This is a genomic window from Bacillus sp. NPDC094106 (genome assembly GCF_044764345.1).
Classification (GTDB): Bacteria; Bacillota; Bacilli; order Bacillales; family Bacillaceae_G; genus Bacillus_A.
In genome coordinates, this window is sequence record NZ_JBIWHY010000028.1 from 1 (window position 1) to 20,451 (window position 20,451).

Annotated in this window: 21 protein-coding genes and 2 tRNA genes; all 23 read right to left on the reverse strand. The window is 37.2% G+C overall.

Annotated features, from left to right (window positions below; translation table 11 throughout):
* Positions 1-403: 403 nt before the first annotated feature.
* A complete protein-coding gene (gene lysS / locus ACIQ7L_RS25990; protein ID WP_400572827.1) occupies positions 404-1,903 on the reverse strand; it encodes a lysine--tRNA ligase in 1,500 nt (499 codons plus the stop codon).
* Between the two features lie 163 nt (positions 1,904-2,066).
* Positions 2,067-3,065 (reverse strand): tRNA dihydrouridine synthase DusB, encoded by a 999-nt coding sequence (dusB, locus tag ACIQ7L_RS25995; protein WP_400572829.1) that lies wholly within the window; start codon positions 3,063-3,065, stop codon positions 2,067-2,069.
* A gap of 23 nt (positions 3,066-3,088) precedes the next feature.
* Positions 3,089-3,292 carry a helix-turn-helix domain-containing protein gene (locus ACIQ7L_RS26000; protein ID WP_002009706.1) on the reverse strand — a complete coding sequence of 68 codons (204 nt, stop codon included), beginning with the start codon at positions 3,290-3,292 and terminating at the stop codon, positions 3,089-3,091.
* Positions 3,244-3,759 (reverse strand): 2-amino-4-hydroxy-6-hydroxymethyldihydropteridine diphosphokinase, encoded by a 516-nt coding sequence (gene folK / locus ACIQ7L_RS26005; RefSeq protein ID WP_400572831.1) that lies wholly within the window; start codon positions 3,757-3,759, stop codon positions 3,244-3,246. The genes ACIQ7L_RS26000 and folK overlap by 49 nt, the downstream gene beginning before the upstream one ends.
* Complete coding sequence (folB, locus tag ACIQ7L_RS26010; protein WP_400572833.1) at positions 3,756-4,118, reverse strand: dihydroneopterin aldolase; 363 nt, start codon at positions 4,116-4,118, stop codon at positions 3,756-3,758. Before folB ends, folK begins: the two co-directional genes overlap by 4 nt.
* Complete coding sequence (gene folP, locus ACIQ7L_RS26015; protein ID WP_400572835.1) at positions 4,119-4,979, reverse strand: dihydropteroate synthase; 861 nt, start codon at positions 4,977-4,979, stop codon at positions 4,119-4,121.
* A complete protein-coding gene (gene pabC, locus ACIQ7L_RS26020; protein WP_400572837.1) occupies positions 4,954-5,826 on the reverse strand; it encodes an aminodeoxychorismate lyase in 873 nt (290 codons plus the stop codon). The genes folP and pabC overlap by 26 nt, the downstream gene beginning before the upstream one ends.
* Positions 5,820-6,407 carry an aminodeoxychorismate/anthranilate synthase component II gene (gene pabA / locus ACIQ7L_RS26025; protein WP_400572839.1) on the reverse strand — a complete coding sequence of 196 codons (588 nt, stop codon included), beginning with the start codon at positions 6,405-6,407 and terminating at the stop codon, positions 5,820-5,822. Before pabA ends, pabC begins: the two co-directional genes overlap by 7 nt.
* A gap of 5 nt (positions 6,408-6,412) precedes the next feature.
* Positions 6,413-7,810, reverse strand: a complete 1,398-nt coding sequence (gene trpE, locus ACIQ7L_RS26030) for an anthranilate synthase component I (RefSeq protein WP_400572841.1) — start codon at positions 7,808-7,810, stop codon at positions 6,413-6,415.
* 222 nt (positions 7,811-8,032) lie between these two features.
* A complete protein-coding gene (gene cysK, locus ACIQ7L_RS26035; RefSeq protein ID WP_400572843.1) occupies positions 8,033-8,956 on the reverse strand; it encodes a cysteine synthase A in 924 nt (307 codons plus the stop codon).
* A 119-nt stretch (positions 8,957-9,075) separates the two neighbouring features.
* Entirely contained in the window at positions 9,076-9,951 is an 876-nt protein-coding gene (gene hslO / locus ACIQ7L_RS26040) for a redox-regulated molecular chaperone HslO (RefSeq protein WP_097897735.1), read from the reverse strand.
* 6 nt (positions 9,952-9,957) lie between these two features.
* Positions 9,958-10,746, reverse strand: a complete 789-nt coding sequence (locus ACIQ7L_RS26045; protein ID WP_400572845.1) for a type III pantothenate kinase — start codon at positions 10,744-10,746, stop codon at positions 9,958-9,960.
* A gap of 216 nt (positions 10,747-10,962) precedes the next feature.
* Entirely contained in the window at positions 10,963-12,882 is a 1,920-nt protein-coding gene (gene ftsH, locus ACIQ7L_RS26050) for an ATP-dependent zinc metalloprotease FtsH (RefSeq protein WP_400572847.1), read from the reverse strand.
* Positions 12,883-12,967: 85 nt separating this feature from the next.
* Positions 12,968-13,510 carry a hypoxanthine phosphoribosyltransferase gene (gene hpt, locus ACIQ7L_RS26055; protein ID WP_000981837.1) on the reverse strand — a complete coding sequence of 181 codons (543 nt, stop codon included), beginning with the start codon at positions 13,508-13,510 and terminating at the stop codon, positions 12,968-12,970.
* Positions 13,507-14,937, reverse strand: a complete 1,431-nt coding sequence (gene tilS / locus ACIQ7L_RS26060; RefSeq protein ID WP_400572849.1) for a tRNA lysidine(34) synthetase TilS — start codon at positions 14,935-14,937, stop codon at positions 13,507-13,509. The genes hpt and tilS overlap by 4 nt, the downstream gene beginning before the upstream one ends.
* Positions 14,938-15,154: 217 nt before the next feature.
* The gene (gene spoIIE / locus ACIQ7L_RS26065) at positions 15,155-17,629 is read right to left on the reverse strand and encodes a stage II sporulation protein E (protein WP_400572851.1); all 2,475 of its coding nucleotides are present in this window, start codon (positions 17,627-17,629) and stop codon (positions 15,155-15,157) included.
* A gap of 262 nt (positions 17,630-17,891) precedes the next feature.
* Positions 17,892-17,963: transfer RNA gene (locus ACIQ7L_RS26070), tRNA-Glu, on the reverse strand.
* Between the two features lie 13 nt (positions 17,964-17,976).
* Positions 17,977-18,050 (reverse strand) — tRNA-Met (locus ACIQ7L_RS26075).
* 172 nt (positions 18,051-18,222) lie between these two features.
* A complete protein-coding gene (locus tag ACIQ7L_RS26080; RefSeq protein ID WP_097897739.1) occupies positions 18,223-18,708 on the reverse strand; it encodes a S1 domain-containing RNA-binding protein in 486 nt (161 codons plus the stop codon).
* Between the two features lie 87 nt (positions 18,709-18,795).
* Entirely contained in the window at positions 18,796-19,155 is a 360-nt protein-coding gene (divIC, locus tag ACIQ7L_RS26085; protein ID WP_097897740.1) for a cell division protein DivIC, read from the reverse strand.
* Positions 19,152-19,805: a spore cortex biosynthesis protein YabQ gene (gene yabQ / locus ACIQ7L_RS26090; protein WP_400572854.1), complete on the reverse strand. Its 654-nt coding sequence runs from the start codon at positions 19,803-19,805 to the stop codon at positions 19,152-19,154. Before yabQ ends, divIC begins: the two co-directional genes overlap by 4 nt.
* Complete coding sequence (yabP, locus tag ACIQ7L_RS26095) at positions 19,802-20,089, reverse strand: sporulation protein YabP (RefSeq protein WP_373605252.1); 288 nt, start codon at positions 20,087-20,089, stop codon at positions 19,802-19,804. Before yabP ends, yabQ begins: the two co-directional genes overlap by 4 nt.
* A gap of 79 nt (positions 20,090-20,168) precedes the next feature.
* Positions 20,169-20,444 carry an RNA-binding S4 domain-containing protein gene (locus ACIQ7L_RS26100; protein ID WP_335359114.1) on the reverse strand — a complete coding sequence of 92 codons (276 nt, stop codon included), beginning with the start codon at positions 20,442-20,444 and terminating at the stop codon, positions 20,169-20,171.
* Positions 20,445-20,451: the final 7 nt, after the last annotated feature.

Genomic DNA, 20,451 nt, shown 5'->3' on the forward strand with positions numbered 1-20,451 from the left:
ATCAAACTCTCCAATAAAGTTAGTTTGTCTAGCATCATAAAATAAAAATTGACGTTTCACGTTGTTTGTTTCGTTCAGTTTTCAGAGAACTCGTTTGCCACCGAAGCGACTTTACTAATATAACATTTTGTTATATTTTCGTCAACAACTTTTTTTATTTAAAAAGTTGTTTTTCATTTGTTTCTTGCGTTGCCTTTCGTGACAACGAATATAAATATACCAGTTAATTTATTAAAATGCAATAGTTTTTTTATAAAATTTTTAACCTAGTAAAAAAGTATAAAAACAGTATCAATCTCCTATATAAAGATACCTTCCTTCTATATAATAATGAGCAATTCTAAATTCACCATATACAAACACAGAATAACAAAAAGAAAAGCTTTGGAGAAATCTCCAAAGCTTAGTCTTTCTTATGACGCATTGCTGGGAATAACAGTACGTCACGAATAGATGGTGCATTTGTTAATAGCATAACAAGGCGATCAATACCAATCCCTAATCCACCTGTAGGAGGCATACCATACTCAAGAGCTTCGATATAATCATCGTCCATCATATGAGCTTCATCATTACCTTGTTCACGCTCTTTTAATTGAGCCTCAAAGCGCTCTTTTTGATCGATTGGATCATTTAATTCTGTGAATGCATTCGCATGCTCACGAGCAACAATGAATAATTCGAAACGGTCTGTAAATCGTGGATCTTCATCATTCTTTTTCGCAAGTGGGGAAATTTCCACTGGGTGACCATAGATAAATGTAGGTTGAATTAATTTTTCTTCTACTTTTTGTTCGAAGAATTCATTAATAATATGACCAACTTCCATTGTATCTTTAATTTCCACACCATGTTCTTTCGCTAATGCACGTGCTTCCTCCACGCTCATCGGGCTCCAGAAATCCGCTCCAGAATATTGTTTAATTGCGTCTACCATATGAAGACGTGTCCATTCTGGCTCTAAATTAATTTCTTGCTCACCGTACTGAATTGTTGTTGTACCTAGTACTTGTTTTGCGATATGAGCAATCATATTTTCTGTTAGTTTCATAATATCTTTATAGTCAGCATACGCTTCATATAATTCAATCATTGTAAATTCAGGGTTATGACGTGTTGATACACCTTCATTACGGAATACACGGCCGATTTCGTATACTTTCTCTAAACCACCTACAATAAGGCGCTTTAAGTGTAACTCAATCGCAATACGCATATATAATTCCATATCTAACGCATTATGATGTGTAATGAATGGACGAGCAGATGCCCCACCAGCAATCGCGTGCATCATTGGTGTTTCTACTTCAAGATAACCATTGTCATCTAAGTATCTTCTCATTTCACGAATGATTTTACTACGAGTAACGAATGTTTCACGGCTCTCCATACTCGTGATTAAATCTAGGTAACGTTGACGGTAACGCTGTTCAACGTCTTTCAATCCATGGTATTTATCTGGAAGTGGACGAAGAGATTTCGTTAATAGTGTAAATCCTGTTGCTTTTACTGAAAGCTCTCCTACATTTGTTTTGAAAACTTTCCCTTCAATCCCTACCAAGTCACCTAAGTCAGCTGTCTTAAACAATTCATATTGCTCATCTCCAACAGCATCTTTACGAACATAGATTTGAACTTGTCCATGTAAGTCTTGGATATGCGCAAAACCCGCTTTCCCTTTACCGCGTTTCGTCATAATACGACCAGCGATAGAAACAGAGATTTCTTTCTCTTCTAACTCTTCTTTAGAGAATTCTCCATACAAGCTTAGTAATTCTTTCGTTGAATTTGTGCGTTCAAAACGTTTACCAAACGGATCGATACCTTGTTCACGTAAGCTATGTAACTTCTCGCGACGAACAAGCAATTGGTCGTTTAATTCTTCGTGGTTCATGTTATCCATGGTATTGATATCACTCCAGCTCTATTAAATTTTACAATATATACAGTATAGCATTTTCTACTCAACTAGAAAAACTGCCAGCAAGTAACTGGCAGTTCTTCTTTCTTTCACGTAATTATAGGAAGTGAATGAGAGAATGTCAATCATCCCCTCTCACTTCCCCTTAACCAACATGAATTGTATTTTGTTTCGCTTCTACTTCTTCTACAAATGCACCTAATAAAGAAGCAAGGTCTTGATGTGTATTGCAAGTATTAATCGCATTACGTACTCCCGCATTACCACGAACACCTTTTAAATACCAAGCTGCATGCTTTCTCATTTCTCTCACTGCAATATCTTCGTTCTTTAAGTCAATAAGGCGATCTAAGTGCAGCATACATACATCAATTTTCTCACGCACTGTCGGTTCTGGCATTAATTCTCCTGTTTCTAAATACTTTACCGTACGATAAATCATCCATGGATTACCAAGAGCTGCACGACCAATCATAACACCATCTACACCAACTTCATCAAGCATACGTTTTGCATCTTGAGGAGTTTCTACGTCACCATTTCCGATAACCGGGATATTTACAGATTGTTTTACTTGTTTAATAATATCCCAATCCGCTTTCCCTTCATACATCTGTACACGTGTACGTCCATGAACCGCTACCGCCTGGCCTCCTGCACGTTCAACAGCTCTAGCGTTTTCAATTGCAAAAATGTGGTCTTCATCCCAACCGATACGCATTTTAACTGTAACTGGCTTTTCAACAGCATCTACAACTGCCGCAACCATTTCATATACTTTATTTGGATCTAAAAGCCATTTCGCCCCCGCATCACACTTTGTAATCTTCGGAACTGGGCAACCCATATTAATATCAATAATATCCGCTGTTGTATTCTTATCTACATATTTCGCAGCACCAACAAGCGTTTCTTTCTCACCGCCAAAAATTTGTAAACTTAGCGGTTTCTCTCTCTCATCGATATATAACATATCTAATGTTTTTTGGTTATTAAATAAAATCGCCTTATCACTTACCATTTCAGCACATACTAGACCTGCACCAAATTCCTTTACTGTTAAACGGAATGCAGAATTACACACTCCCGCCATCGGTGCTAGTACAACCGGATTCTTCATCTCAATGTTTGCAATCTTTAACACTTGACTATCTCCTCCCTTTATCCTCACTTGGGCATTAATTCGTCTATTGAAACATTTAATGTCTTCGCAACTTCTACAACGAAATCTTGAGAAGGTGATCTATTTCCTCTCTCAACTTCTCCTAAAACCGATACAGATACCCCTAATTCTTTCGCAAAACCTTCCTGCGTATAACCTTTTAACTTCCGAAAAGCACGAATGCGTCTTCCCCATTTTTCTGCTTCCATACCGTTACTCCCTCTCGCCTTTTCATTTCTTCTACTTGTGAACGTGAAATGTTTTGTTTTATATCTTGATTAATCTCAAACAACGGAACGATAACAAAAGCTCTTTCAAACATCCGCGGATGCGGAACAATAAGATTCTCTGCTTCAATATTTTCTTGATTATAGAGTAAAATGTCAAGGTCAATGGTTCGTGGCCCCCACCTAAATTCCCTTTTTCTTCCTAAGTCAACCTCAACGTTTTGCGTTACTTTCAATAATTCTTGCGGCAATAAATTGGTAGAAATTTTTATAACTAGATTTAAAAAACGATTTTGATCTGTATACCCAACTGGATCCGTTTCATATACGGAAGAAACATCCTCAACCTGAATATGAGAATTGTTATTTAACAACTCAATTGCTTGAGTTAAATAAGTATAACGATCACCGATATTTGATCCTAGTGCAACGTACGCTATATTTTTCATGATCGCTCTCTCGTGATTTCTACCGCTACAGCACGATAATGTCCTGGTATCGGCGGATCTGGCTTAATAACCTTTACTGTACAACGCGAAATACTTACATACTGCTTTAATATGTTTGCAGCTATATTTTCCGCAATACTTTCTACCAGTTTATATGTTTGATCCTCCACAACTTGTCGGCATAGTTCAAAAAGCTCTCCATAGTTTACGGAATGCTCCAAGTTGTCACTCTCACCCGCTGACTTCAAATCTAGCTCTACCGTCAAATCTACCTTAAATCGTTGCCCCAGTTTATTCTCTTCTGGAAATACCCCATGATAACCGTAAAACTCCATATCATGGATATAAATTTTATCCAATCACTTTACCCCCTTACCGAGCATCGCGTCCATCATCTTCGCCATACGCGCCATTTCTTTTACGTCATGAACACGTATCATTTCACAGCCTTTTTCAATCCCAAGACAAATTGACGCCCCCGTCCCCTCTACACGTTCCTCTACCGGTAAATCTAAAACATGACCGATAAATGATTTTCTTGAAGTTGCAAGAAGAACCGGATACCCTAATACATTTAGTTGTTCTAAATTACGCATAGCCTCTAAATTTTGTTCAGGTGTTTTGGCAAAGCCAATACCTGGATCTAAAATAATATTTTCATCACGTACACCTGCGTCTTTTGCAATTTTAACACTCTCATATAAATCCGCAATCATATCAGCCATCAAATTGCGATAATTTGTATTGTCACGATTATGCATTAAAATAATCGGTACATTATAATGTGCCGCAACTTCTGCAATCTTCGGTTCCGCCTTCGCTCCCCAAACATCATTAATAATATGAGCCCCTGCTTCAATTGCTTGCTTTGCAACTTCCGCTTTATACGTATCAATAGAAATAGGCAGTTTCACCTCTCTTGAAACCGCTTGAATCATCGGAATTACACGCTCTAACTCCTCTTCTACCGAAACTTTCGCAAAGCCAGGACGAGTCGATTCACCGCCAATATCAATGATATCAGCCCCACTACTTTCCATTTCTTTCGCATGACGAACAGCCGTTTCTACCTCGTTATAGTTTCCACCATCCGAGAATGAATCTGGCGTCACATTCAAAATCCCCATAATTAATGTTTTCTCATTTAAATTTAATGTATATTCGCCGCAGCGCAAATCATAATTCCACTTCAAACTATATATCTCCTCTCTGCAATTCATTTCGGCTCCAAAGATTTTCTCTATGCATTTCATATACATGCATTAGTTCCCTTGTAACCTCACCCTCTTTACCCGGGAAATCTCTTCCTTCAATATGACGAAGCGGGACAATTTCTTGAACAGAATTTGTTACAAACACTTCATCTGCCGAAAGCAACTCACCTTTCGTAAAGAAGCCTTCCTTCACTTGTATATTTAACATTTCAGCAATCCTTATAATAAAAGCACGAGTGATCCCGTTTAAAATTCCCGTTTCAAGCGATGGTGTATATAAAATACTCTCTTTCACAAAAAAGAGATTCGAAACAATCCCCTCAGCTACATAACCTGCTTCAGTAAAGAAAATCCCTTCTTTACTCACAACATTTCCAATTTCACGTTTTCCTAAAATGTTATTTAAATAATGATGGGACTTTAAACGAAAAGCTCCTTCCGGCGTATTCCGAGCTTGCTTCAAAATAACGCCTTCCTTTTCTACCACTGCACCTGGAGCTGCTAATGGTTTTATAAATACAATAACAGACGGCTCTTCATATACCCCTGTTTGTAAGCCTATTTCATCTATACCAGCCGATACATTGAAGCGAACATATGCATGATCGAGCCCATTCCTTTCGAGTAACTTCTGCAAAATACGAAGCACATCATCTTTCGTCAGCTTCCACTCAATTTGCAATGCAGAAAGAGCATCCATTAAACGTTCATAATGATCATCTAATAAAAATGGATGACCATTATAAATACGGAATGTCTCGAAAACCCCCAGTCCATATAAATACCCATGATCATAAGGAGAGATTTTTGCCTCACTAGCTTCTACATACGTACCATTCACATAAATTAACATGATGATATACTCGGGCTGTAACTCCGAATAAAGTTTTGTAATAATTCTTTCCCATGTGAAGTCATAATGGATTCTGGATGAAACTGTACTCCTTCAATTGGCAATGTTTTATGACGTAGTGCCATAATCTCTCCTTCTTCTGTCCAAGATGTCACTTCTAAACATTCCGGCAATGTTTCTTTTTTGACAATAAGAGAATGGTAACGCGTTGCTGTAAATGGATTTGGAATTTCCGAGAAAATTGTTTTTCCATCATGATACATTGGCGATGTTTTTCCATGCATTAAACGTTCTGCACGAACAACATCACCTCCAAATACTTGCGCAATGGATTGATGACCTAGGCACACGCCAAAAATAGGAATCTTCCCTGCGAAATATTTAATAACACCCATACTTATACCAGCTTCATTCGGACTACAAGGCCCTGGTGAAATCATTAAAAAATCTGGTTTCATTTGTTCAATATCTGAAATTGTAATTTCATCATTACGTTTAACAACAAGCTCTTGTCCAAGTTCTCCAAGAAACTGCACTAAATTAAATGTAAAAGAATCATAATTATCAATCATCAATATCATTTCTCTCACCTAACCGTTTCTTCGCTGCTTTCTTTTGCACGCCATAAGGCAATTGCTTTTTTCAACGACTCTTTATACTCATTTTCCGGATTTGAATCAATTACAATTCCTGCTCCAGCCTGTACATATGCTTGACCGTCTTTTGCAAGTAGCGTCCGAATTACAATATTTAATTCCATATCCCCTGAATAGCCAATCCATCCAATTGATCCTGTATAGATACCACGCCTTACTGGTTCCAGTTCCTCTATAATTTCCATCGTGCGAATTTTCGGGGCACCTGTGATTGTCCCACCAGGAAATACTGCTCTCACTAAGTCGAAAGCATCCTTATTTTCTCGGACCTCACCGCGAACATTTGAAACGATATGCATAACATGCGAGTATTTTTCAATTACCATGAATTCATCCACTTCAACAGTTCCATACTTACAAACTCGGCCTAAATCATTTCGTTCTAAATCAACGAGCATCACATGTTCTGCTCGTTCCTTTTCATTTTCAATCAGCTCTTTCGCTAAACTTTCATCTTCTTTTTCATTGTTCCCACGAGAACGCGTCCCTGCAATCGGTCTAGTACTTACTTCGTTTCCTTGTTTTTTAATTAATAATTCTGGCGAGCCGCTAACAATTTGAAAATCCCCAAGTTCTAAATATCCCATATATGGTGATGGATTAATTTCACGAAGGTTCGTATAAATTTCAAACGGATGTGTTTGTAATGTTTTCTCCTGCCTTGTAGACAGATTTACTTGAAACACGTCTCCGGCCCCAATGTATTCTTGAATACGCTGAACAGCTTTCATAAATCCTTCTTCTGTAAAAGCTACCGCTTCATTTCTATTTTCAGGACATTCAAATGGTATTTTAACTTCAGGAGCTTCCTTCATCCAAAGGCTCTTCCATTCATTTAAACGCCTCTCTGCGTCTTCACGTTCATCTATATAATGCGTAATAATCCATAGTACTTTCTCTTGTTGATCATACACAAACACGTCATCAAATAATAAAAAGAATATATCAGGTATATCCACATCATCCTCCGCGAAGGAAGGAAGCTTCTCAATATAACGTATACAGTCATAACTAAAATACCCGATTGCGCCACCTTGAAATGGTGGATAATCTGGATTATGATTCGTTTTCCATCGTTCCATATACTTTTGCATTAAGTCTAATGGATTCCCTCGTTCTATTGTTTCCTTACCGCTCTCACTTATATATAACGTTTCATTCCCCCCCTGAATCACCGCTACAGGATCGAGCCCCACGATACTATAGCGACCTCCACGTCCACTTTCTAACAAAATATGTTGATTCTTATTCTGAGAAAGAAACTTATACTGCTTAAAAAAATCTAAATGATATGGAATAGAAAGCGCTAAAGATTTTCTTTGCTGCATATCAACACCCCGTCTTCTTTTATCCCACTCCCTTAGACTAATCATCCTAAATCATAGATGGTTAGTATGAAATGATTGTCCTTGAGAGCTTGTGAAAATAATTTAACTTTACTACTACTTATTTTACATGAAGTTTTCTAGTCATTCACTCTTTTCCTATTTTCAAACGAAAAAAGAACAAGCATCCCTTTTTCAGAAATGCTTGTTCTCGAACATATGAGATTATGATTCAAATTGATAAAGCGGTGTACTTAAATAACGTTCACCATTACTCGGGATAATAACAAGTACCTTTTTCCCTTTACCTAATTTTTTTGCAACTTCTGTCGCAGCATAAATAACGGCGCCTGAAGAGATACCAACTAAAATCCCTTCTTCACGAGCTACTTTTCTCGCATATTCAAATGCTTGTTCTGTTTTCACTTGAATGATTTCATCATATATGTCTACATCCAATGTCTCAGGAACAAATCCGGCCCCAATACCTTGGATCTTATGTGGACCTGGTTTTCCGCCAGATAACACTGGAGAATCCGCCGGTTCTACCGCATAAATTTTAATGTCTTTATATGCTTCTTTTAGTACCTCACCAGCGCCCGTAATCGTTCCACCAGTACCGATACCAGCGATAAACGCATCTAATTGATCACCCATTTGTTCAACAATTTCTGGCCCTGTTGTTAAGCGGTGAATTTCTGGGTTTGCTGGATTTTGAAATTGTTGCGGTATAAAGTAACCATGCTCTTTTGCTAATTCAGTTGCTTTACGAATTGCACCGCCCATTCCTTCAGACCCTGGAGTCAATACTAATTCAGCACCATAAGCACGCAATAAATTACGACGTTCAATACTCATCGTTTCCGGCATTACTAGAATTGCTTTATATCCTTTTGCAGCTGCTACCATCGCTAAACCAATCCCTGTGTTACCACTTGTTGGTTCAATGATTGTATCGCCTTCTTTTAATAGCCCTTTTTGCTCAGCAGCTTCGATCATTGCTAGTGCAATACGATCTTTTACGCTACTTCCAGGATTCATAAATTCTAATTTTAAGTATATATCTGCGCTATCTTGTTCTACGATGCGGTTCAACTTAACGATCGGCGTTTTCCCGATTAATTCTGAAACTGACTGTGCCACTCGCATTCCTGTCACTCCTAACACCGAGTATTTTTATTGGTTTTATCTATATTTTAATTTTGTCAGAAAATTCCCTGTTTGTCAATTTATTCGGATGATTGATTAACCATTACTAACGGTTATTATTACAGTCCTTCAATTAGGTTTGTAATATCTTCTTTAGAGAACTTATATCGTTCATTACAGAAATGACAATGCACTTCTGTTTCATCTTCTTCCTCACGAACTTGTTCCAATTCTTTTTTACCTAGACTAATTAACACACTTTCGATGCGCTCGCGTGAACATGTACAATTGAATTGAACATCCATCGTTTCTAACACTTTCACTTTGTCTTCCCCTAGTACTTCATATAGCAATTCTTCTGGCGAAAGACCTTGTTCAATTAATTTTGAAACTGGCGGGATTTTTTGTAGACGTTCTTCAATATATGAAATGGTCTCTTCCTGTGCCCCTGGCATAATTTGCAGAATAAATCCACCAGCTGCCAATATACTGTCATCCCCATTCACAAGGACACCAACTCCAACAGAAGAAGGCGTTTGCTCAGAAACAGCAAAATAATACGTAAAGTCTTCTCCTAATTCTCCCGAAACAATTGGGGACTGCCCAATAAACGGTTCACGCATACCAATGTCTTTAATTACCGTTAAAAACCCTTCTGTACCCACTGCCTGATATACACGTAATTTCCCCTGCTCCGTCGCTTCAAAATCAACATGCGGATTTGTTACATACCCACGTACATCCCCATTTGCATGAGCATCCACTAAGATTGGACCAAGCGGACCATTACCTTCTACCTTAATTGTTAGTTTCTGATCGCCTTTTAACATAGCTCCCATCATTGCACCAGCTGTTAACGAACGACCAAGTGCTGCAGAAGCAGTTCTCCACGTATCATGACGTCTTTGCGCCTCACTTACTGTATTTGTTGTACGCACACTATACGCACGAACCTCTCCATCAAACGCTAACGCTTTTACTAAATAATCTTTCATACTGATTTATTCACCCTTCTCATGTTGTAAATTTGCATTACGTTCATATAACATGTGCAAACCTTTTAGTGTTAAAAACGGATCGACAATATCAATTACATTAGATTCTTCTGCAATTAACTTCGCTAATCCACCAGTTGCAATAACTGTCGGTTCTTGTTTAGCTTCTTCTTTCATGCGCTTCACAATACCTTCCACTTGCCCAACATATCCATAAAGAATGCCTGCTTGCATTGCACTTACTGTATTTTTCCCAACAATACTACTTGGTTTTGTAATTTCAATACGAGGAAGCTTTGCAGCCCTACTGTATAAAGCTTCTGCTGAAATCATAATACCTGGTGTAATTACACCGCCCATATAATGCTTATCCTCATTAATATAGCAATATGTAGTAGCTGTACCAAAATCAACAATAATAAGCGGACTTCCATATAATTGAATACCAGCTACAGCATTTACAATACGGTCCGCCCCAACTTCACGTGGATTTTCGTATTTAATATTTAAACCCGTTTTTATTCCTGGCCCTACTACAAGAGGCTTAATTTTGAAGTACTTTTCACACATGCGCTCTAAAGCAAACATAATTGGCGGTACAACTGAAGAAACAATAATCCCTTTCACATTCTGAAAAGAAAGACCTTCATGCTCAAGTAGTTGTTTCACTAACATACCATATTCATCTTCCGTTTTATGACGATCTGTTTCCATACGCCAATGCTGGCGAAGCTTCCCCTCTTCGAACACACCAAGCACCGCATTTGTATTCCCTACATCCAATACAAAAATCATATTCTCACCACTTATCTTATTTAATCTATATTTGTGCAATATGTACAAAACTTATAATGCCATCATATCATACATACCTATATAATCAGTTTTTCCATCTTTATCATTTTACAAAAAGATTGTTCACTATTTCAATTTTTAATGCAAGGAGAATTCAAATTTATATTACATACAAGCGCACAAGTCCTTCAACATAGAAAAAAGGAGTGACTATTGTCACTCCTTTGTTTCTCCCTTATCCTCTGCGTTTTCATCATCTTTTTTCATTGTGATGTTCACTTTCACATCACCTTCAGAAGATTTTTTACGCTCAGGTAAAGTTCCATGTTCATATAAATGATTGATTTGCTCTGCATCTAACGTTTCTACTTCAAGTAACGTTTTTGCGATAATGTCGAGCTTATCTCGTTTTTCAGTAAGAATTTGTTTTGCACGAGCATAACATTCTTTCATAATGTTTTGCATTTCTACATCGATGTCATGTGCAATTGCATCACTGTAGTTTTGCTCTGAATGGAAGTCTCTTCCTAAGAACACTTGACCTCCTTGTGAGCTACCAAATTGCATTGGACCAAGTTTGTCACTCATACCAAACTCCGTTACCATACGTCTAGCAATACCAGTCGCACGTTGGAAGTCATTATGAGCTCCTGTACTTACTTCTCCAAATACAACTTCCTCAGCTACACGGCCGCCAAGTAAGCCAGTGATTTTATCAAGCAATTCTGGTTTCGTCATGAAGTAACGGTCTTCTTTTGGAAGCATTACTGCATACCCACCAGCTTGCCCACGAGGAACAATTGTTACTTTATGAACGATATCGGCTTCATCAAGGACAACACCAATTACAGTATGGCCTGCTTCATGGAATGCAACGATATTACGTTCTTTTTCAGAAATAACACGACTCTTCTTAGCAGGACCTGCAATAACACGATCCGTCGCCTCATCGATATCAGACATGTCAATTTTCTTCTTATCTTGACGCGCAGCTACTAGCGCAGCTTCATTTAATAAGTTTTCAAGATCTGCACCAGAGAATCCCGGTGTACGAGTTGCAATTGCTCGTAAGTTAATATCCTCATCGAGCGGCTTATTACGAGCGTGGACTTTCAGTACTGCTTCACGTCCATTTACATCTGGACGATCCACTGTAATCTGACGGTCAAAACGTCCCGGACGTAATAATGCTGGGTCAAGGATATCAGGACGGTTTGTTGCAGCGATGATAATAATACCTTCGTTTGCACCGAATCCATCCATTTCAACAAGAAGTTGGTTCAGCGTTTGCTCACGCTCATCGTGACCACCACCAAGGCCTGCGCCACGTTGGCGACCTACTGCGTCAATTTCATCAATGAAAATGATACAAGGAGCATTTTTCTTCGCATTTTCAAATAGATCACGTACACGGGAAGCACCGACACCGACAAACATCTCTACGAAATCAGAACCACTAATAGAGAAGAACGGAACGCCTGCTTCACCTGCAACAGCACGTGCAAGTAATGTTTTACCTGTACCCGGAGGTCCAACTAATAGGACACCCTTTGGAATACGGGCACCAACTTCAGCAAACTTACGAGGGTCTTTTAAGAATTCAACTACCTCAACAAGTTCTTGTTTCTCTTCGTCTGCTCCAGCTACATCTCTGAAGCGTACTTTTTTCTTTTCATCATTGTATAACTTCGCCTTACTTTTCCCAAAGTTCATAACACGGCTACCACCGCCCTGCGCTTGGTTCATTAAGAAGAAGAATAAAATGAAGATAATGACAAACGGAATGATAGAAGTAAAGAATGTTACCCAAGCACTTGTTTCCTCTGCTGGTTGGTACTTCACCTCTACGCCTTGCGCTTTATCATTAATTTTCTTTTGTAATTCTTCAGTATTTGGTGCATAAGTAACAAATTGTTCATCCTTACTAGCAGTACTGAATTGTCCTTTTACTTCAAACACACCATTTTTCGGTTGAAGCTGCACATTGTGCACTTCACCTTTTTCAAGTTTAGTAATGAATTTATCGTAGCTAACTGATGTCGTTTTTTGCGTCGAACCATTAAAATAGCTCACGATTCCAATTACTACTAAGAATATCAGTAAATAAAAGATGGTATTACGGAAGATACGATTCATTCCTAACCTCCTCTCACGGCATAAACACTATAGTAAATCGTAACATAAAAAAACTTTCCTATACAATTATAACGCCTGTATTTAATTAATTTGAGTAAACGCTTGGTTTTAATACTCCTACATAAGGAAGGTTACGGTATTGCTCCTTATAATCTAAACCATATCCTACAACAAATTCATGAGGAACAGTGAATCCAACATAATCTGCTTTTAGGTCTACTTTTCGACCAGTTGGCTTATCTAGTAGTGTAACAATTTTTACAGATTTCGCTTTGCGATATTTAAACAGGTCTACTAAGTAGCTTAATGTAAGACCACTATCAATAATATCCTCAACGATTAAAATATCACGACCTTCTACAGAAGTATCAAGGTCTTTTAAAATCTTTACCTCACCTGTTGAAACTGTAGAATGACCATAGCTAGACACAGCCATAAAATCCATTTCAAGATATGTATCTGTTCTCTTTAATAAGTCTGCCATAAATGGCATTGCACCTTTTAATACACCAATTGCAAGAGGTACTGTATTTTTGTAATCCTCTGCAATGATTGCACCTAGCTCGTGCACCTTTTCTTGTATTTGCTCTTCAGAAATTAATACTTTTTCGATATCTTGATTCATCATTTCATTATCCTCCCGGAAGACTCCTTGCTTTTGTAGTGAATAATCATATATTTATCCTTATTTGCTGTTTCTTGCGAAATAGCAAATGCAGATCGTTTCAACAAGGGAACCCAAATAATATTTCCACTTGCATCACAAACAATCGGCCACTCTTCTCTTTTTTCTTTCGGCACTTTCGCTTCGATAAAAATAGCTTTTATCTTTTTCGTACCACTCATACCTTGTATTGACATGCAATCTCCATTTTCCCGAGAGCGAATAAGAAGAGGATATGATATATCATTATACTTAGCAACAAATACCGTTTCATTCATGTTACTTGGTATCTCCTCATTTATTTCTGCTATAATCTTATCTCCATTCGCTAATGTAACTGCTCCTGGCACTGATAAAGCTTGCGAAAAAGGGAAAACAATTTCTTGCTTAAATCGGAAACTACATTCTTCATATGTACGAACAATTTTCAAACCTTCAGGGAAATCAAGTGAACCTGATGGCTGTGTTCGTTTAAAAAATGCAATTACTTTGTCAATATGTATAGAAGAAAGCGAAGACGGAATCTTATATTCATAAAGATAGTTTAATATTAGTTGAATCCCTCTCCTTTGTAAAGGCATAGACATGGATTCAAAGGCAGGAATTGATAAGACGATATGTTTGTTACTTTTTTTTGTAATTACTTTATTCATCTTTTCAAAAGCTAATTCCTGCAAATATGCCTCATCCTCTTGCATAAGCATACTAAATTTTTGAAATCGCTCATGCACATGCGGATTCTCTTCTTTTAAATAAGGAAGAACATATTTGCGTAATCGATTCCTCGTATATATTTCTTTTTCGTTACTCGGATCCATACGCGGTATGATTCCTAAGCTATTGCAGTAATTAACAATCTCTTCCTTTGTTACCGCCAATAACGGCCTAATTAAATATCCATTATGAAAAGGACGCTTCACAGCAATTCCTGCATATCCTTTCGGAGTGCTTCCTCGTACAAGACGCATTAAAATCGTCTCTACTTGATCATCTCCATGATGTCCAAGAGCTACATACGGTGCATCATATTTCTTCATTATTCTTTCCAAAAATGCATATCGGCATTCTCTAGCAGCCACCTGTGCATTCATTCCATATTGCTGTTGATATTGCGATACATTAATTCTTATTGTTTCGCAAATAACCCCAATCTCCTGGCAAAGATTTTCTACAAATCGTAAGTCTTCGTAGGATTCATCTCCTCTAAACATATGATCCACATGTGCGACTACAATTTTCAATTTCTTCTCTTCCCTTTTCTCTAATAAATAATATAAAAGGGCTACAGAGTCAGGGCCGCCAGAAACTCCTACAACAATTGCCGAATGTTCCTCTAATACATCATGCTGCTTTACAAAATCATCTACTTTTTCAACAAATGTATCTTTCAAATTCGCAATCACCTTTCGTTAAAACCAAACAATAACATAATTTACCTTGCTTATAATGGTACAACTTTTACAAACTTTGTGCAAAAAAAAGGTGTACCAAATTCACATTTTATCTTACATCTCTCCCTATATCTTCATAGGAAGAACGAAACTGCTTCTCTCCATAGAAAAAAAGGCCTAGGAATTACCCTAAGCCTCAGAAATTACGTTAACACTTTTATTGTGCTTGCATACCTACAATTGGAATTGTAGCCCATTTTGGCATATTCTTCTTTACCTTCGCAACGACAATAGTCATATCATCATTGATATATCCATCACCAGAACGAATGACCTCTTCCATAATAATGTCGGCAATTTCTTGTGGATTATCTGTTTGTAGTTCCTTAATTTTACGTTTCATCCACAATTCATGATTTTCTACATGCTGTGCTCCTTCAAAAATCCCATCGCTCATCATAATTAAAATATCCCCTGTTTTTAACTGTTCACCCACAACATCCACTTCAACATCCTCAATAATTCCCATTGGTAAATTACTTGCTTCTATTTTTATAATATTATTTCCGCGTTTTACAAAGCTTGGTGTTGAACCAACCTTCAAAAACTTCGCACTTGCATCCCGTAAATCTACCATAGCTAAATCAAGTGTTGTAAACATTTCTTCTGTCGTTCTCAGAGAAAGAATTGAATTAATAGATTTAATCGCTATCTCTTCATCAATACCGGACTGTAATATTTTTTGCAGTAATTTTACCGTCTCTTTGCTTTCCATATGTGCTCTCTGCCCATTTCCCATCCCATCACTAATTGCAAGAGCATACTTTCCAACACTTAAATCCATCATCGCATATGAATCTCCTGATACAAATCCGCCTCCCTTTGCGGCTGTAGCAAGTCCTGTATCAAGAGAAAACGTTTTTGCAGATCCAAACGATATCATACTATGACCATTCGGATAAGCAGATCGCTCCTCATGTTTCACAACAATATTTTCTTTTAAAATGTCTGAAAGCATTGGCGCGACTAATTTATCACATTCCCCATGCTCATTAGATACTGCTGGAATCATCATTTCAATATCAATATTCCCTCTATCTAAGCAATAAATATCAACGTGCTCGACCTCAACCCCAAAATCCCGGAACGCTTGTAAAATTCGTTCTTCCTGCACTTGGTGATTTTCTCGTTCACGCTGAATTTCTTTTGCGAAATCCTCCATTACTTTCGAAACGCCTAATAATTGTTCCGCAACAATTCTACGATTCTCTCTCATTTGTTTTCGTAATTTTTGCCCTTCATAGAAGTGATCCAATTCGCCAGCTACTAAATCCGTCACTTTTTTCCCTCTGACACAGTGTTTATCCCATTCACGAACCAACTTACGATTATGCTGAAGTGTCCCTTCTTCTGTCTCATTCATAATTTGTTTCATATAGTCATATGTTTTATCAAAGTTCACTACCCAGCATTGATCTTTCTTGAAGCATGTTTGGCATGTCTTCGCTGTAATTGTACTTAAAAATAAATCTGCTTCTGTTTCTCTATCCTCCTCCTCTACATATCCATACACTGAAAAGCTATTAGATAATGCAGAAAATACATTTGCAAACTGATTAATTTTATTTGCTGTAACATCACGCATTCTTCGTAAGTATTGTTGTTGATCATGCGAATGCTCTTGTGTCCCTGGCATAAATTTAGCAATTCGATCCATAATGACCTTTGGTGTTAATAGAAAGAAAATGATTGCCACACCAGATTCGATTAAAGTTGTGACGATACTAGTTTGTTTATCTACATACAACGTAATTAAGCTTGTACCAATCAATAAACCTAGGCTTACCCCAATTCGCTTTCCCTCTTTTAACAATCCACCAAGCAATCCTGAAAAAGCTAATAAGCTAAGCTGAGATAAACTTGCCACATTGGCTAAACTCAATATTAATCCAGTCACGACCCCCACTGTCGAACCAGTAGCTGCCCCTGCGACAAAAGCAAATAATAATACTAAATATCTAGTGAAAATGTGTTGAATAGACGCGTCGTAAATAAACCAATCTGTTGTACCAGTTAGTACAGACGCTAGTAATATGATTAAACAAACGATTTCTTCGGTTTCTAATGCTTGTTGTTTCCCTTTTCTTTCTGTTAACAGCGGTACACTTTGTAAAAAAATCATTGTTAATACAAAGCTAAGTCCCGCTTCAATTGTACTTACGAGTAGATCATACATAGTGACGGTTTGCTGCGCAAAATAAACAACAACAAGATGTGCGGTTAACGCGGAGATAAATACTTGAAATGGTACGAGTCCAACGGTTTTACGTGTGAACCGACTAAAGAAGATATTATAAATGAAGAAAGTAAAGATAGATGCAAAAGTAAAAAGTAAATTGTCTATCGAAACAGAAAGTGCACCACCCATGAGGGCAAGAAACGCAAGCGGCATTTTATCCCGCTTCATTACATAAACAGCAGCAAAAAATGGTAATGCAAACGGTAAAATATTTGTTAATATATATGCTCGTCCCAAAAGAAAACCGATTACAACGATAACAAATCCCCATCTAAAGAAAACATGCTCCAACTTCGCCTTCAATTTGCTTGTCCGCTTTATTGTTCTTAGCTGTCCATCTCCCATCGCTAACGTAGTACCTGTATTCATTGTATTCCTTCCTGCTTTAGGCATATTTTTAACACCACCTGCATAGTTTAATTACTGTCATTATAAAAGATAATTATTGGGATTTTTGTCAAAACAACAGGCATCACTCTTAGAATCGTTCGACTTTTTATTCAAAATAAACCTATATATATACAAGTTATCAAGAAAACACAAGTTATTTGGATTGAATATTCAGAAAACGTAGGATGTTTTTGTAGAAATATTGTATGTATTTATAATTACTTAATAAAAAAAGATCATGCATGTATGCATAATCTTTTTTGGATGACCCGTACGGGATTCGAACCCGTGTTACCGCCGTGAAAGGGCGGTGTCTTAACCACTTGACCAACGGGCCATTAAATAAAATATAGCGGCGGAGGGGATCGAACCCCCGACCTCACGGGTATGAACCGTACGCTCTAGCCAGCTGAGCTACACCGCCATGTCGTCGTATTTAACGGACAATTAGTATCTTATATCAAATTCAATTTAAAGTCAACATATTTCAAAAAAGTTTTTTATTCTTTTTTTAAAATATATTTATTCACATAAAAAAGCACCCCGAGTAGCTTACTCTGGGCACCTCTCTATATGTTAAGAATAAAACGTTCGTTTTATCCGCGACGAGCGCCACGGCCACCACGTTTAGATTCTGTATTACGCTTTAAAGAAGTCAAACGATCTTCACTATCTTTTAAAAAGCGTGCCATTTTTTGCTCAAACGTTTCTTTTTGATTGCCGCCGTTATCACGGCCACCACGGTTATCTTTGTTAAAAGAACGATTACGTTGTGGACGTCCAGAACGTTGTTGGTCACCACCACGTTGGTATTCACCGCGTGGACGATCTCCCTCTGTTCTTTCACGTTCTTTCGCTTTTTTAATAGATAAACCAATTTTGCCATCTTTTTCAACATTAATAACTTTTACTTCTACTTGGTCGCCTACTTTTAAGTGATCGTTAATATCTTTCACATAATTATCAGCAACTTCACTAATATGAACAAGACCCGTTAAGCCTTCTGGCAGCTCCACAAAAGCCCCAAAATTTGTAATACCTGTTACTTTACCCTGTAACTTGCTGCCTACCTCGATTGACATAAAAAAAATGCTCCTCCTTAGTGGTTAAAAAGTCAAATTTTACTTTATTATATATAATCCTAAAATATAGTGTCAATAAGACATACTCTACTTAGAAACAGGAAAAATTATCTCCCCTTTTCCGGAGAAGAAATAATCCCTTCTAGCAATCTTTAAAACGTACTCTTCATCATTTAACTTTTGAACATCATCTTTTAGCTTTTTTTCTTTCTCCGTTAATGAATCCAATTCTTTTTTCATGTCCTTAACTTTTGCTTCTCTTACTTTAATATCATTATTTTGTTGATAAAACGTCACAATAATACTCACAATAATTGTAAAAGCAAAGACAAGAAAAACTGCTAAACGGCGATAAAGTCGTTTCCTGTTTTCATTCGTTTGTATTATATGTTCTTTGACAGGATTTGGATTCTGTTCTTCGATTAATCTTTGTTTCAGTTCCCTCATTTCCGAGGTCCCCCTAACTTCTTTTTTATACGCTCCCAAAATTGGAAGATATGCTCCTTCAATTTCTTTGCACGTTGCAGGAACCCCGCATGTCTCTTTATAAAAAGTGTAACACGGTTAGGGAGAAGTTTCCATATGAGCAAAGCAATAAATCGAACAGGCCAGAAAAAAACTTTCCATACAAAAAGTAATATCCAAATCAAACATTTCCATAATACATGTCCAATTGAAAGCATGATACGAAATAAAAATAATATAAATGCAATAACAAGCTGCGCTATAATAATAACAGGTTTTATCATAAGTAGCTTTATAATTCGAATAAAAAATTGAATCGCTTGTACAAAAACATAGATGAGAACATTTAGCATTTTCATGTACAATGATTTCAATAAGCTTTGATATGCCGCAAAACCACATAGCAAAGCCACAAATACATATACACGTAACTCCGCCTCGTTAACAAGCAATAATACATAAAAGACAAATAATGCTTGGACAATCCAAAATAGTATATCATGTATAAATACAACCCAACGTTTACGCTGCGTACGCTTTAAGAAACGTTGGTATGTATCTAAGGCTGCCCCAATCCAAGCACCCATTCCAATCATCGAAAGCATTGTATACAATTGGACTGTTAAACTCATTTAAATAACTTACTAAAGAAGCCTTTAGCTTTCTCCCCTTGATTCTCATCAATATAAAGTATTTCATGAATTTTTCCTTTAATCGATACAATGCCCTTTTCCACATCTAAATTTTTCATCTGTAAGTTTTGTCCACGAATCGTTAAAAAGCCCATTACGGTTTCTAATAAGAATTCTTCACTATCAAAACTTTCTACTTGTTTTACACCCGTAATATCAATTACACGTCTGCCACGCATAATAATATCATGCTCTACAGAAACATTTTGCTGATTAGAAGACATAGCTGAGTAGCCATTATTCACGCAAATCCCCCCATAGCTTTATACTAGCTAATAGTAATGTATGAGGGGATGAAAAGATTTAGAACAAGCCTTCTTCAGCTTTTACCTTTTCCTCGCGAACGACAGTATACATATTAGCTGCGTCTTCTTTTTTTGTTGTTTCTTTTAATTCATTTACTTTAACAGTTACTACCTTCTGCCCAAAACGAATTGTTAATTCATCTTCCACTTTTACAACAGAACTTGCCTTTGCAGCTTGTCCATTAATTGAAATTCTCCCTTGATCAGCTACTTCTTTTGCCAATGTTCTTCGTTTAATTAAACGTGATACTTTCAAAAACTTATCTAAACGCATTTTATTT